Here is a 13,644-nt window from a genome sequence, read left to right on the forward strand (position 1 = left end):
GTCAGGCGCCGGTCAGCAGCGCACGGGTCGCCGCTTCGACGTCAGCCTCACGCATCAGGCTTTCGCCGACGAGGAAAGTCCGCGCGCCGCAACCTGCGAGTCTTTCGAGGTCGGCATGGGTGTTGATGCCGCTCTCGGCCACCAGCAGGGTGCTTTCGGGGGCCAGCGGAGCGAGGCGCTCGGTGGTGCCGATATCGGTGACGAAGCGCTTGAGATCGCGGTTGTTCACGCCGATCAGCCGCGATTTCAGGCGGCTTGCGCGCTCCATCTCGGATTCGTTGTGAACTTCGACAAGGCAGTCCATGCCGCGTTCGTGGGCGGCAGCCTCGATCTCGGCCATCAGCACGTCGTCCAGCGCGGCGACGATGATGAGGATCGCATCGGCGCCGATCGAGCGGGCTTCGGCCACCTGCCAGGGATCGACCATGAAGTCCTTGCGGATCACCGGCAGCGCGCACGCCGCGCGGGCGTCCATCAGGAAGTCCTCATGGCCCTGGAAGTACGGCGCGTCGGTCAGCACCGAGAGACAGGCCGCGCCGCCGCGTTCGTAGGCCGCTGCATGTTCGGCCGGACGGAAATCAGGCCGAATCAGCCCTTTCGAGGGCGAAGCTTTCTTGATTTCGGCGATCAGTGCGAAGCCGGATTCGGCCTTGGCACGCAAGGCCGCCTCGAAACCGCGAGGTGCGGTCTGATAGGCGGCATGGGCGTCGAGGTCGGCCATGGTGGCCACGGCCTTGCGCTCGGCAACTTCCTCGCGCTTGGTGTCACAGATCTCGGTAAGCTTGTCGGACATTGTAACCCTCTCGCGCGGCTCAGGCTTTGAGCGCGGAAATCCAGCAGTTGAGCAAGGCGTTGGCGAGGCCCTTGTCGATGGCTTCGGCCGCTTCCTCCACGCCTTCGCGCCAGGTTTCGACCTCACCCGCCACGATCAGCGCGCCGGCGGCATTGAGCAGCACGGCATCGCGATAGGGGCCGTGTTCGCCCAGCAGCAGGCGGCGCAGGGCGTCGGCGTTGAAGGCGGCATCACCGCCCCGGATCGCGCCGACCGGCGAGAGCGGGAGGCCCACGTCTTCCGGCCCGACGCGGCGCATCGAGAGTTCGCCGCTGCGGATCTCGGCCACTTCGTTGCCGCCGGCAAGGCTCAGTTCGTCAAGCCCTTCATCGCCGGAAATCACGAAGGAGTGCTCGCTGCCAAGGCTCATCAGCGCCTCGGCATAGATCGGCACATAGGCCGGGCGGGCGATGCCGACGAGCTGGCGGCGCACGTTCGCGGGGTTCGCGAGCGGGCCCATCAGGTTGAAGATAGTGCGGCGGCCGATCGCCTTGCGGATCGGCATGATGCGACCCATCGAGGGGTGGTGACGGGCGGCGAACAGGAAGCAGATGCCAAGATCGCCCAGCGTCTCTTCCGCCGTTTCGGCCGCGCGGTCGAGGTTGAGACCGAGCGCTTCCAGAGTGTCCGCCGCGCCGGCCTTGGAACTGGCGGCGCGGTTGCCGTGCTTGGCGACCGGCACGCCGCAGGCGGCGACGACCAGCGATACCGCTGTCGATACGTTGAGCGTGTGGTGCCCGTCGCCGCCGGTGCCGCACACGTCGATGGCGTTGGCAGGGGCGTCGATGGGGATCATGCGGCTGCGCATGGCGCGGGCAGCGCCGGCGATCTCGCTTGCCGTCTCGCCGCGTTCGGTGAGGGCGAGGAGGAAGCGGACTACCGCGTCGTCACCCACGCGGCCGTCGAGAATGGCGCTAAAGGCCTCTTCGGCCTCAGCTTCCTCAATGGGGTGGAGAGGATCGGGCAGGATCATCGTCGTCATGCTACTTTCAGGCCGGTATCGAGGCGAACCGGGAGCTTCGGCTCGATACCGCAAGTCCGCAGGAAGTTCGCCAGCATTTCGTGGCCGTGCTGCGTGGCGATGCTTTCCGGGTGGAACTGCACGCCGTGGATCGGCAGCGTCGCATGGCGGAAGCCCATCACATGGTTGTCGTCGGAACGCGCGTTGACCACCAGCGTCTCGGGAATGTCCTCGACGATCAGCGAGTGATAGCGCGTGGCCGTGAAGGGTGAGGGCAGGCCGGCGAAGACGCCGGTACCGTCATGGGTGACGGGGCTGGTCTTGCCATGCATCAGCCCGCCGCGCACGACTTTGCCGCCGAAGTACTGGCCGATCGACTGATGGCCGAGGCAAACACCAAGCAGTGGCTTTCCAGCATCGGCCGCCGCGCCCACGAGGTCCAGGCTGATGCCGGCCTCGTTGGGGGTGCAGGGACCGGGCGAGATCAGGAAACCCTGCGCGCCGCTCGAAATCGCCTGTCCGGCGGAGAGTGCATCGTTGCGCACCACTTCGACTTCGGCGCCCAGTTCCATCACGTAATGGACCAGGTTCCAGGTGAAGCTGTCATAGTTGTCGATGACGAGGATCATGGCCTGTCCTTTCCGTTAGAGCCCTTTGCGCTTTTCTCGACGACGATCAAGGGGCCGAGCGGCGGTCCGCCGTCCACGCGCCCATGTTCGGGGTCCCATAGAGAGGACACGCTGCCGTCGAGGAACAGCGCGTTGGGGCAATCGAGCTTGTCGCGGAATAGCCGCGCCAGTTTGCCGAACGAGACGGGCTCGTCCGAAATCACGAAGTGGGCACGGCCCTGCCGGTCGACGCCGACGGCATTGCGCAGTTTGAGCGACTGGCCATCGGCGTCGATCTTCGGGTGCAGCTTGCCATCGATCACCAGCATCGGGCCCGACTGGGTGCCGAAATCCGGGCGATTGTCGACATGGGCGGCGAAGTCCTCGCTCGTGCGGATCTGCCAGTGGCCGGCAGCGTCGCCGAAGAACACCCCGTTTGGCAGGAGGTGGAAATTGCCCCAGCCCTTGTTGGTGTTGATCGCATGGACGCGCTGGCCCTCGATCACGGCATAGCCGATGGGCTTGCCATCGGCATCGAACATGCCGCCGTTCATCGCGAAGGCGACCGCGGGGCTGCCCGAAGGGCGGCTCACCGCAAGCTGCGAGAGGCTGCGATAGGGCGCGCCATTCTTCGGCCCCAGCACGAGGTGGATCGTATGGCGACCGGGCGTGGCGGTGCAGTGCGTGAAACTCGCGCCTTCGAATGAAGCGCCCTCGCAGGGCGGCGGAGGCGGGGCTTCCGCCTGCTTTTGCGGCTGCTGGGCGCCGGACGAACAGGCAACGAGTGTGAACGCAGCCGCCAGAGCGGCGCGCTTCACTGGCCGAAACCCGGTTCTCCGGCGACGCGGATCGCTTCGCGCGCGGCGGCGAACAGGGCGCCGGACTTGGCCTCGCACTCGCGGTGCTCGTAGTCGGGATCGCTGTCGGCGACGATGCCGGCACCGGCCTGCACGTGGAGCACGCCGTCCTTGAGCACGCCGGTGCGCAGGACGATGCACGAATCGACCGATCCATCCGGCCCGAAGTAGCCGACGCCGCCGGCATAGGCGCCGCGCGTTTCGGGTTCGAGGCTGGCGATGATCTCGCAGGCGCGGACCTTCGGTGCGCCCGAGACGGTGCCGGCCGGGAAGCCTGCGAAGACCGCATCGATGGCGTCGTGCTTGTTCGTATCGAGCCGGCCGATCACGTTCGAGACGATGTGCATTACGTGGCTGTAACGCTCGATCGTGTAGCTGTCGGTCACTTCCACGGTGCCGGCGGCGGAGACGCGGCCGACATCGTTGCGGCCGAGGTCGAGCAGCATCAGGTGCTCGGCGCGTTCCTTGGGATCGGCCAACAGGCTGATCTCGTTGGCCTTGTCCTCGGCCACCGTCTTGCCGCGCGGGCGGGTGCCGGCGATCGGACGGATCGTGACTTCGCCTTCGCGCACGCGGACCAGGATTTCCGGGCTCGAACCGATCAGCGCGAAGCCGGGCAGGTCGAGGAAATAGAGGAACGGTGAGGGATTGATGCGGCGGAGCGCGCGGTAAAGCGCGACCGGCGGCAGCGGGAATTCGCAAGTGAAGCGCTGCGCCAGCACGATCTGGAAGATGTCGCCCGCCTCTATGTAGTCCTTCGCGCGGGTGACCATCGCCTTGTAGTCATTGGCCGCCATCACCGGCGTGCGCACCGGCTCCGGCAGGTCCGCGATGGCGGGCGAGGCGGGGAAGGGCTCGGCCAGCTTGCGCAGGGCTTCGTCGATCCGCTCGGCAGCGGTTTCGACAAGGCTCTCCGGCGCGCCGTTTTCCGGCCAGAGCGGGGCAACGCAGAACAGTTCGTCGCCCAACCGGTCGAACACGAGGATCAGCGAGGGGCGGACGAACAGCATGTCGGGCAGTTCGAGCGCGCTTTGCGGCGCGCGCGGCAGCTTTTCGACAAGGCCGATCGTCTCGTAGCCGAAATAGCCGACGAGGCAGGCGAGCGCCTTGGGCAGTTCCGCCGGAACGTCGAACCGGCACGATTCGACGAGGCGACGCAGTTCCACCAGCGCGTCGCCGGACAGCGGCTCGAACGCCTCGCGGTCGTGCTGCCACTTGCGGTTGATCGCGCAGGCATGGCCCTCGGCGCGGAACACGAGGTCCGGATCGAGGCCCAGCAGGCTGTAGCGGCCGCGCACGGCGCCGCCTTCCACCGATTCGAGCAGGAAGTCGCCGCGCCCTTCGGTGAAGAGCTTCAGAGCGGCGGCGACAGGCGTTTCGGTATCGGCGACGAGGCTGCGCCAGAGCAGCGCGGGCTTACCCTCGCGCAGCCGTGACAGTGCCTCTTCGCGATCCGATTCGCGCTTCATCTGGGTGGGTGTCCTTTACTTGGCGTATTTGGGATCAGTTGGCGGCGGGGGCGCCGCCAAGCTGGTCGCGCACGGTCTTGATCGCGGCGTCGTGCTTCTGGAAGCCGACCTGCTTCTTGATCGCGTTGGCAAGTGCATCGGTATAAGCCGAACCAAGCTGGCTGCCGAGTTCGCGCTGGGTGCCCTTCACCACGACGTCGTTCTGCGCCTTGGGCGTTTCCACGTCGTTCAGGGCGACCACGAACCAACCGCGACCGGCACCGGCCGACTGCACCTTAACGGTGCCCTTGGCCATGTGGAACAGCAGCGAGACGGGCGGCGGAACCTGGCGGCCCTGGCGCATGGCTTCGGTCAGCATCGGGCGGCTCATCGCCACATCCTGCACCGGGGGCAGCGTCTTGCCGAGACCGGCGACCGCCTGGTTCAGCGGCTTCCCGCCGCGCACGGCAGCCATGACCTTCAGCGCTGCGGCCTTGGCATCGGCGGAGCCCTTGTCCAGCTTCCAGGCCTCGGTCACGTCGGCGACGATTTCCTTGAACGGTGCGGGCGCCGAAGGGGTGATATCGGTCACGTCATAGACGACGTAACCGGCCGTGGTCGGCGTGGCGGTCGAACCGGGGGTGAGCTGGCCCAGCTGCGGCTTTTCCTGATCCATGGAGAACGCGGTCGAAAGGATCGGCTGCAGTTCGGCCGGGATCGTCTCGCCCGGCTTGCCATAGACGGCGCCGGTGGCGGTGACGGGCTGGGTGGAGGAAACCGTGGCGCCGATCGCCTTGGCGACTTCGACGAGGCTGGCGCCGCTGGTGAACTCCTCATCGATGCGCGAGAGCAGATCGGTGAAGGCGGCTTTGCGCTTTTCCGTGGTCAGCTTGGCGGCGATTTCCTCGCGGACGGCGGCAAGCGGACGTTCGGCGGTCTTCTGCTCCTGCTCCACGCGGATCAGGTGCCAGCCCAGCGCGCTCTTCTGCGGCGCGGCGAGCTTGCCGACCGGCGTGGCGAACACGGCATCGGCCAGGGCCGGCGAGAACTGGCCGGCCAGTTCATCGTGGCTGAAGAATTCAAGCTTGGCGGCCGACAGGCCCTTTTCGGTGGCGGCCAGTTCCAGCGACTTGCCGGCAGCGACTTCGGCGGCGACGGCCTTGGCGGCAGCTTCGGTCGGCACGATCAACTGGGTGATCTTGCGGGCATCGCGCGCGGCATAGAGTGCCGGCTTGTCGGCTTCGTAGCGCTTGGCGATTTCGGCATCGGTGGGGGCGGCCACGTTCTTCAGCGTGTCCTCACCGAAGGTGGCGTAACGGATCACGCGGCGCTCAGGGCGGACGAACATGTTGGAATGGGTCTTGTAGAACCCTTCCAGCTCTGCCTGCGTGGGGGCCTGGGTGGGCGCGAAGGCGATCGAGGGCAGGGTAACGACCTGGCCCTTGCGGTTTTCCTCCAGCAGGGCGGCATAGCGCTGGGCCAGCGACAGCGGCATGGTCGCACCGAACTGTGCGGGCACCATGACCTGCTGGGCGATCAGGCCCTGCGAGAAATCGTCGCGCAGTGCCTGTTCGGGGATGTTCTTCTGGGCGAGCGCCTGTCGGAACGCATCCTGGCTGAACTTGCCGTCCACACCCTGGAACGCGGGGATGCGGGTGATTTCGCTGTCCACCAGGCGCTTGCTGGCAACGACGCCCACGTCCTTGCCGAACACGCCGATGGCGGTGCGTGCGATCAACTCGTCAAGAATGCGCTCAAGGCCGCCCTCGGCAACGAGCATCTTCATCGTCGCGGTCGGGTTCTGCTGCTTGATCTGTTCCAGCTGCGAATTGGCCGCGGTCGACAGCTCACTCGCCTCGATGTTCTTGCCGCCCACCGTCGCAATCGCCGTGGCGCTGCCAAGGCCGGCGGAGTTGCGCAGGCCGTTGATATCGCCGCCCGCGAAGGCAAGCGTGATGAGCACGAGCACTGCCAGCGCGACGCCGGCACCGATCTTGGACTTCAGGAAGGTACGGAAGAATGAGAGCATGGACCGGGCCGATCAGCGTGAAACGAATGTGCGGACAAGCGCAAAGGCATAACCGATGCGGGCGCAGGCTTTAGGGGGCGCAATGCAATCCTGCAATGGCTGACGTCGCCGCCCGTGGCAGCTTCCCGTTTCGCGTTGCCGTCTTCCTGCCCGCAATGAGACAAGTTGCATCCCGTGCAGGCGGTTTTGCTGAGTTGGGCGGCCGGGGATTTTGACAATTCGGGCCCGCCTGCCTAGCAGCGCCTCGCAAGCGTTCGGTCGATTCCCGCTTTCGCGGTAGGCGAAGCGGTAGATGGGCATCCGGATGCAGATAAATGAATCAGGGTTTTAGTTGAAAATGGCCGCACTGCCTTACATCGTCGGTAACTGGAAAATGCACGGCACGCGCGCGATGCTGACCGAGGCACGGGCGATCGACCGGACTGCCGCGCGCTTTCCCAGGGTGCAGGTTGCGCTGGCGCCGCCGGCCACGCTGATCTTCCGCATGCGCGATACCGTGGAACTGATCGGTGTTGGCGGTCAGGATTGCCGTGCCGAGGAAAGCGGTGCCTTCACCGGCGACATCTCCGCCCCCATGCTCAAGGATGCCGGCGCGGACTTCACCATTCTCGGCCATTCGGAGCGCCGGACGCTCCACGGTGAGAGCGACGCCGATGTGAATGCCAAGGCGCAGGCCGCGCTGGGCGCGGGCCTTGCAGTGATTCTCTGCGTGGGTGAGACGGAAGCGCAGCGCGATGCCGGCGATGCCGTTGCGATCGTTTCCGGCCAGCTTGAAGGTTCGTGCCCGCGTGTGGACGGGGCACCCGAGAAGCTTTCCATCGCCTATGAACCGGTCTGGGCGATCGGCACCGGCCGCGTGCCTTCGATCGAGGACGTGGCCGAAATGCACGCGGCGATCCGCGCAAAGCTTGTCGCGCTTTATGGCGAAGGCGGCGCGGATGTGCGCATTCTCTACGGCGGCTCGGTAAAGGCTGAGAACGCGGCCGAACTGCTCTCCGTGCCTGAAGTGGGCGGGGCGCTGGTCGGCGGTGCCAGCCTGAGCGCCGAAAGCTTCACGGCAATCATTGGCGCGGCAGCGCTGCTGACCGCCGACTGAAGCCGTTTTTTGGGTTTCGCCGGATTGGGGCGGGCTGCGATTGTCGCCCAAATCCGGCTGATGGCTTGCGCAGAAGCGCCGCAGCGCTTATCTGCGCGGCTTGAATCGCGGGGCGATAATTCGCCCCCTTCGAAAGATTGAGATTTACACGATGCTGTTCACTTTCCTGACCGTTGTCCAGGCGATCGTCGCTCTTCTGCTGGTGCTCGTGATTCTGGTGCAGAAGTCGGAAGGTGGCGGTCTTGGTGTCGGCGGCAGCCCCTCGGGCATGCTTTCGGCACGCGGCGCGGCAAACTTTCTGACGCGTGCAACCGGCGGCCTTGCCGCGGTCTTCGTGATTCTCTCGATCGTCCTTGCGGCGCTGGCCGTCGGCAAGACCGGCGACGACGTCGATACCTCGCTTCAGCGTGACGCGATCCCCGCTGCACCGGCGCCTGCCGCGCCTGCGCAGTCCGATCCGCTCGCCGGCGCGGCCAATCCGGCCGCGGCTCCGGCCGGTGGTGCTCCTGCAAGCCCTGCTGCCAGCCCGGCGGCAGGTCAGCAGGCCCCGGCCAACGATCCGCTTTCGGGTGCTGCCGGTCATTGATTTGACCCGGTAACTTCCGGCGTATCATTGTAACGCGAATGCCGTCTGGCGTTGTCAGGCGGCATTTGATCTGTTTTGTTTTGTGGATTGCGGCACAGGGCTCTTGCCCTCGTGCCCCCATGCAATTTAAGGGCCGACTCCCATGGCGCGGCATATTTTTATCACCGGCGGCGTGGTCTCCTCGCTCGGCAAAGGTCTCATGGCGGCGAGCCTCGCGGCTCTGCTTCAGGCACGCGGTTACCGCGTCCGCATTCGCAAGTTCGACCCTTATCTGAACGTCGATCCGGGCACGATGAGCCCGTATCAGCACGGTGAGGTCTTCGTTACCGACGACGGTGCAGAGACCGACCTCGACCTTGGCCACTATGAACGCTTCACCGGCGTTTCGGCCCACCAGGGCGACAACATCACCTCTGGCCGCATCTATCGCGACATCATCGCCAAGGAGCGCCGTGGTGACTACCTGGGCGCCACCGTGCAGGTGATCCCGCACGTGACCGACGCGATCAAGGATTTCGCGCTGGCCGATACCGACGATCTTGACTTCGTGCTCTGCGAAATCGGCGGTACCGTCGGCGATATCGAGGGCCTGCCCTTCGTCGAGGCACTGCGCCAGATGCGCAACGAACTCGGCCGTGAGCAGACCTGCTTCGTCCACGTTACGCTGGTGCCCTACATCGCGGCGGCGGGTGAACTGAAGACCAAGCCGACGCAGCACTCCGTGCGCGAACTGACCGGCCTTGGCATCCAGCCCGACATCCTGCTGTGCCGCTGCGACCGCGAACTGCCGGAGAGCGAGCGCCGCAAGATCGCGCTGTTCTGCAACGTGCGTCCGCAGGCCGTGATCCCCGCGCTCGACGCGCCGAACATCTACGCCGTTCCGCTGCAGTACCACATGGAAGGTCTGGACGCGGAAGTGCTGCACCACTTCGGCATGACTGCCCCCGGCCCGGAACTGACGCGCTGGAACGACATCACCGACCGTTTCGAACACCCCGAAGGCGAAGTGACCATCGGCGTGGTCGGCAAGTACGTCGGCCTGCCCGATGCCTACAAGTCGCTGAACGAGGCGCTGGTCCACGGCGGCATGGCCAACCGCGTGAAGGTCAACGTCCAGTGGATCGATGCCGAAATCTTCGAGAAGGAAGATTCGGAAATCGCCGCCGCTCTGGAGCCGATGCACGGCATTCTGGTGCCCGGCGGCTTCGGTGAGCGCGGTTCGGAAGGCAAGATCGCCTCCGTCCGCTTCGCGCGTGAACGTGAAGTGCCGTTCTTCGGTATTTGCCTCGGCATGCAGATGGCTTGCATCGAAGGCGCCCGCGCGGCCGGCATCCAGAAGGCCAGTTCCACCGAGTTCGGCCCGACCGAGGAGCCGGTGGTCGGCATCATCACCGAGTGGATGACCGAGGACGGACTGCAGACCCGCGCCGAAGGCGGCGATCTGGGCGGCACGATGCGTCTTGGCGCTTACCCGGCGATGCTTTCGGCCAACAGCCACGTCGCCTCGATCTACGATTCGACCGAGATTTCGGAGCGCCACCGTCACCGTTACGAGGTGAACGCCAAATACCGCGATGCGCTGGAAGGCAACGGCCTGATCTTCTCGGGCATGTCGCCCGACGGCCTGCTGCCCGAGATCGTGGAGCGTCCGGAACATCCGTTCTTCGTGGGCGTGCAGTTCCACCCCGAACTCAAGTCGCGCCCCTTCGAACCGCACCCGCTGTTCAAGGGCTTCATCGCCGCCGCACTGCGTCAGGCGCGTCTGGTCTGATCCTTCGGACGGATTGAAATCGAAAAGGGCCGGTTCCCCAGCGGAACCGGCCCTTTTTCGTTGCCCGCTTTCAGCGCAGCAAGGAGAGCAGCAAGGTCACCGTGCCGACCGAGAGGACGGTGGAGGCAAGGATCACCTTGGCAGTCAGCGCGCCTTCGCGGCGGTGGAATTCCGCCAGCATGAAAGGCCCGGTGCCGGTAGGGAGCGCGGCCAGAAGCACCGCCGCATTGCGCAGCGCAGCGGGCAGGGGGAAGACCCAAAGCGCCAGCACCAGCGTGAGCGCCGGATAGACGAACAGCTTGAGGGCAACGAGGGTTGCCGTCTCCGCCAGCGAGCCCTCGCCCTTGTCACGCGGTTCGGCCAGGAACATGCCCAGGCAGACGAGCGCGCAGGGGCTTGCGGCAGAGCCCAGCAGCTTCAGGAACGCGTCCAGCGGCGCGGCCACGCCAAGGCCGCTGGCCATCACGGCGGCACCGGCAAGCGGTGCCAGCACCAGCGGATTGCGGAACAGCGCCTGCCCCACGCGCAAGGCGATCACCGCCGGATTGCCGCCTTTCTGGTTGCCGAACTCGATCAGCACGATGGCAAGCGCGAACAGCACGCAGACGGTATTGATCGTGGCGATCAGCGTAAGCGTCTGCGAGGCTGGTCCCAGCGTTGCCAGCAGCAGCGGAAAGCCCAGGAAGGCCGTGTTCGAATAGCTGGAGTTGAGCCCGAGGATCGCGGCATTGCCGATCTCCCGCCCCAGCCAGCGGCTGACCGCAACTGTCAGGACGAAGAACAAGAAGGTGCTGAGCGCGAAGACGGCAACGAAGCCCGGCTGCCAGAGTTGGTCGAGGTTCGCCTTGGCGACGATGTCGAACAGCAGCGCGGGCAGGGCCAGATAGACGACGAAGCGGTTCAGTTCGGTGGTCGATTGTGGGCCGAAGATGCCGACGCGGCGGGCAAGCCAGCCGACAAAAGTCAGTGCGAAGATCGGCAGGACGACCGAAAGGATCGAAAGCATGGGAAGACAGCGGCCCGCATTGTGCAGAAAGCGCGGGACTTATCGCCAGCCTGCCACCGACGCCAGCGCGGAAAAGGCTCTCAAGAGTGCGGTGCACGCAAAAAGGGCGGCCCGGATAACCGGACCGCCCCCAATCATGTCAGTGTCTTGAAGCGGGATCAGGCCGCTGCAGTCTCGTCCGAGCCGCCTTCGACCACGGTCAGCGTATTGCCGCCGATCGCGATCTTCTTGGGCTTCATCGCTTCGGGCACTTCGCGCACGAGATCGATCACCAGCAGGCCGTCGGCCAGGTCTGCGCTGTCGACGCGGACGTAATCGGCCAGTTCGAAGCGACGTTCAAAACCGCGCTGAGCGATGCCGACGTGCAGCATCTCGCCTTCGGGCGTTTCCTCGGGCTTGTGGCCCTTGACGACAAGGAGGTTGGCCTGTGCGGTGATGTCGATATCCGCCGGCTTGAAGCCCGCCAGCGCCAGCGTGATGCGATAGGCATCGGCGCCGCGGCGTTCGATGTTGAAGGGCGGATACTTGTCGCCTGCATTCGCGCGGGCCTGGTTTTCGATCATGTCGAACAGGCGGTCGAACCCGACCATGGTGCGGCGATAGGGGGTAAAGTCGATACGGTTCATGACAAAAATCCTCTTATGAGCAATCTTCGTTGCAAGCGGCCCGGATCGCCGGCGCCGCATGTTCGAGCCATCCCCATGGCGGGCCATGACTCGCATCCCTAGATATGATAGCGCCCCCGGCTTTCAAGGGGACGCTACCCCTTTTGGAGGATCCCGTTCGATGAGCCAGCCGAAGGTCGAAATCTACACCAAGTGGGGCTGCCCCTATTGCGTCATGGCGAAGTCGCTGCTGGACGGCAAAGGCGTGGTCTATGAGGAATACGACGTGACCATGGGCGGCGAGAAGCGCGCCGAAATGGAAGAACGCGTGCCCGGCGCCCGCACCGTGCCGCAAGTGCTGGTGGACGGAAAGCCCTATGGCGGGTTCGACGATATCAACGCGCTCGACCGTGCGGGCGAACTCGATCCCGTGCTGGGGCTCTGATCCGATGACGCGCGCCGCACTGTTCCAGATGACCACGGGCATCGATCCCGCGGCCAATGCCGAAGCGATCGTTGCCGCCGTGGCAGAAGCCCGCGCAGGCGGTGCGGCGATGCTGTTCACGCCGGAAATGTCGGGCCTGCTGGACCGCAAGCGAGATCGCGCTGCCGCCAGCATCGTTGCCGAGGGCGACGATCGCGTGTTGGCATCGGTGCGCGAGGCGGCGGCGCGCGAAGGCATGTGGGTGCACATCGGCTCTCTGGCGGTGCGGCCCGAAGGTGGCGACGGGCGCTATGCCAACCGCGCCTTCGTGATCGACGACAAGGGCGAAATCCGCGCTCGTTACGACAAGATGCACATGTTCGACGTGGATCTGTCGACGGGCGAATCGTGGCGCGAATCCAACGCCTACGCGCCCGGCGACAAGGTGGTGACGGTGGAAACCCCGCTTGGCCGTCTGGGACTGGCGATCTGCTACGATGTGCGGTTTCCCGCCCTGTTCGAAGCACTGGGCCGCGAAAAGTGCGATGTGATCGCGACCCCTGCCGCTTTCACCGTGCCGACCGGCAAGGCGCATTGGCATCTGATGCAGCGGGCCCGCGCGGTGGAGGCCAGCGCCTTCGTGCTCAGCGCGGCGCAAGTGGGCCATCATGAGGACGGGCGCGATACCTACGGGCACAGTCTGGCGATCGATCCCTGGGGTGATATCCTGCTGGACATGGGCGGAGAGAAAGCGGGGCTGGGCTTCGTCGATCTCGATCCCGCGCGCATTGCCGAAGTTCGCGCCCAGTTGCCGAGCCTTGCCAATCGCCGTGCAATCGCCAAATAGCCCATGGAAGCTAACGGGTTCGCGTAAGAAGTGCCTCAATGATTGTCTATGATCTCGAATGTCGTGCCGAGCGCCATCGTTTCGAGGGCTGGTTCAAGTCCTCGGACGATTTTTCGCGCCAGCAGGAGCGGGGGCTGCTGAGTTGCCCGCAGTGCGGCACGGCGGAGGTCGACAAGGCGCTGCAGGCACCGCGACTGACGCGCAAGGGCAACCAGCGGAGCGAGGTGGTTCCCACGCGCGCCGCGCAGCCGGTGTCGCCGCCGCGCGATCAATCCGCGCCTCCGGTGCCGGTGTCGGCCGCTCCGTTGCCACCGCAGGCGGTCGAGATGATCAAGGCGTTGGCGAAGATGCAGACCGAAGCGCTGAAGGACAGCCGCTACGTGGGCAAGAGCTTTGCCGACGACGCCCGCGCCATGCACTATGGCGAGCGTGAGCAGGAAACCATCCACGGCGAGGCGAGCGTGGAGCAGGCGAAGGAATTGCTGGAGGAAGGCATTGCCGTTGCCGCTCTGCCGTTCGCCGTGGTTCCGCCGGAACGCGCCAACTGATCTTTTGGCGCGCCCGGTTTCGGCCA

14 protein-coding genes are annotated in these 13,644 nt (G+C 65.6%); 6 read left to right on the forward strand and 8 right to left on the reverse strand.

Translation table 11 applies throughout. From position 1 onward, the window contains the following. Window position 1 precedes the first annotated feature (1 nt). From trpC to ACZ1JC_RS00325, 6 genes are read right to left on the reverse strand one after another with little or no spacing between them, the layout of a single operon-like run. A complete protein-coding gene (gene trpC, locus ACZ1JC_RS00300; RefSeq protein WP_465139899.1) occupies window positions 2–793 on the reverse strand; it encodes an indole-3-glycerol phosphate synthase TrpC in 792 nt (263 codons plus the stop codon). A gap of 19 nt (window positions 794–812) precedes the next feature. Continuing rightward, on the reverse strand, window positions 813–1,805 hold the full coding sequence (gene trpD, locus ACZ1JC_RS00305; protein WP_465140256.1) for an anthranilate phosphoribosyltransferase: 993 nt from the start codon (window positions 1,803–1,805) through the stop codon (window positions 813–815). A 5-nt stretch (window positions 1,806–1,810) separates the two neighbouring features. Beyond that, window positions 1,811–2,422, reverse strand: a complete 612-nt coding sequence (locus ACZ1JC_RS00310; RefSeq protein WP_465139898.1) for an anthranilate synthase component II — start codon at window positions 2,420–2,422, stop codon at window positions 1,811–1,813. Beyond that, window positions 2,419–3,219, reverse strand: coding sequence for a phosphodiester glycosidase family protein (locus tag ACZ1JC_RS00315; protein WP_465139897.1), 801 nt, complete (start codon window positions 3,217–3,219; stop codon window positions 2,419–2,421). Before ACZ1JC_RS00315 ends, ACZ1JC_RS00310 begins: the two co-directional genes overlap by 4 nt. Further along, entirely contained in the window at window positions 3,216–4,727 is a 1,512-nt protein-coding gene (locus ACZ1JC_RS00320) for an anthranilate synthase component I family protein (RefSeq protein ID WP_465139896.1), read from the reverse strand. The genes ACZ1JC_RS00315 and ACZ1JC_RS00320 overlap by 4 nt, the downstream gene beginning before the upstream one ends. Window positions 4,728–4,761: 34 nt before the next feature. Beyond that, entirely contained in the window at window positions 4,762–6,735 is a 1,974-nt protein-coding gene (locus ACZ1JC_RS00325) for a peptidylprolyl isomerase (RefSeq protein WP_465148484.1), read from the reverse strand. A 337-nt stretch (window positions 6,736–7,072) separates the two neighbouring features. On the opposite strand from ACZ1JC_RS00325, the gene tpiA reads away from it, so the two are divergent. The 3 genes from tpiA to ACZ1JC_RS00340 all read left to right on the forward strand — a co-directional run bounded on the left by tpiA (window position 7,073) and on the right by ACZ1JC_RS00340 (window position 10,188). Further along, window positions 7,073–7,831, forward strand: a complete 759-nt coding sequence (gene tpiA, locus ACZ1JC_RS00330; RefSeq protein ID WP_465139894.1) for a triose-phosphate isomerase — start codon at window positions 7,073–7,075, stop codon at window positions 7,829–7,831. A gap of 154 nt (window positions 7,832–7,985) precedes the next feature. Beyond that, window positions 7,986–8,417, forward strand: a complete 432-nt coding sequence (secG, locus tag ACZ1JC_RS00335) for a preprotein translocase subunit SecG (protein WP_395395740.1) — start codon at window positions 7,986–7,988, stop codon at window positions 8,415–8,417. Window positions 8,418–8,559: 142 nt separating this feature from the next. Next, window positions 8,560–10,188 carry a CTP synthase gene (locus ACZ1JC_RS00340; protein WP_465139893.1) on the forward strand — a complete coding sequence of 543 codons (1,629 nt, stop codon included), beginning with the start codon at window positions 8,560–8,562 and terminating at the stop codon, window positions 10,186–10,188. 70 nt (window positions 10,189–10,258) lie between these two features. Here the strand turns inward: ACZ1JC_RS00340 and ACZ1JC_RS00345 are convergent, their stop codons facing one another. Both ACZ1JC_RS00345 and ACZ1JC_RS00350 read right to left on the reverse strand, forming a co-directional pair. Beyond that, a complete protein-coding gene (locus tag ACZ1JC_RS00345) occupies window positions 10,259–11,194 on the reverse strand; it encodes an AEC family transporter (RefSeq protein WP_465139892.1) in 936 nt (311 codons plus the stop codon). A 158-nt stretch (window positions 11,195–11,352) separates the two neighbouring features. Next, window positions 11,353–11,820 (reverse strand): Hsp20 family protein, encoded by a 468-nt coding sequence (locus tag ACZ1JC_RS00350; RefSeq protein ID WP_465139891.1) that lies wholly within the window; start codon window positions 11,818–11,820, stop codon window positions 11,353–11,355. Window positions 11,821–11,980: 160 nt separating this feature from the next. Here ACZ1JC_RS00350 and grxC point away from each other — a divergent pair, with 160 nt between their 5' ends. From grxC to ACZ1JC_RS00365, 3 genes are read left to right on the forward strand one after another with little or no spacing between them, the layout of a single operon-like run. Further along, complete coding sequence (grxC, locus tag ACZ1JC_RS00355; protein WP_465139890.1) at window positions 11,981–12,244, forward strand: glutaredoxin 3; 264 nt, start codon at window positions 11,981–11,983, stop codon at window positions 12,242–12,244. Between the two features lie 4 nt (window positions 12,245–12,248). Next, window positions 12,249–13,070, forward strand: coding sequence for a carbon-nitrogen hydrolase family protein (locus tag ACZ1JC_RS00360; protein ID WP_465139889.1), 822 nt, complete (start codon window positions 12,249–12,251; stop codon window positions 13,068–13,070). Window positions 13,071–13,108: 38 nt separating this feature from the next. Beyond that, window positions 13,109–13,618, forward strand: a complete 510-nt coding sequence (locus ACZ1JC_RS00365) for a DUF1178 family protein (protein WP_465139888.1) — start codon at window positions 13,109–13,111, stop codon at window positions 13,616–13,618. Window positions 13,619–13,644 lie beyond the last annotated feature (26 nt).

The sequence above is a fragment of the Sphingomonas sp. BL-S-28 genome (genome assembly GCF_055521515.1).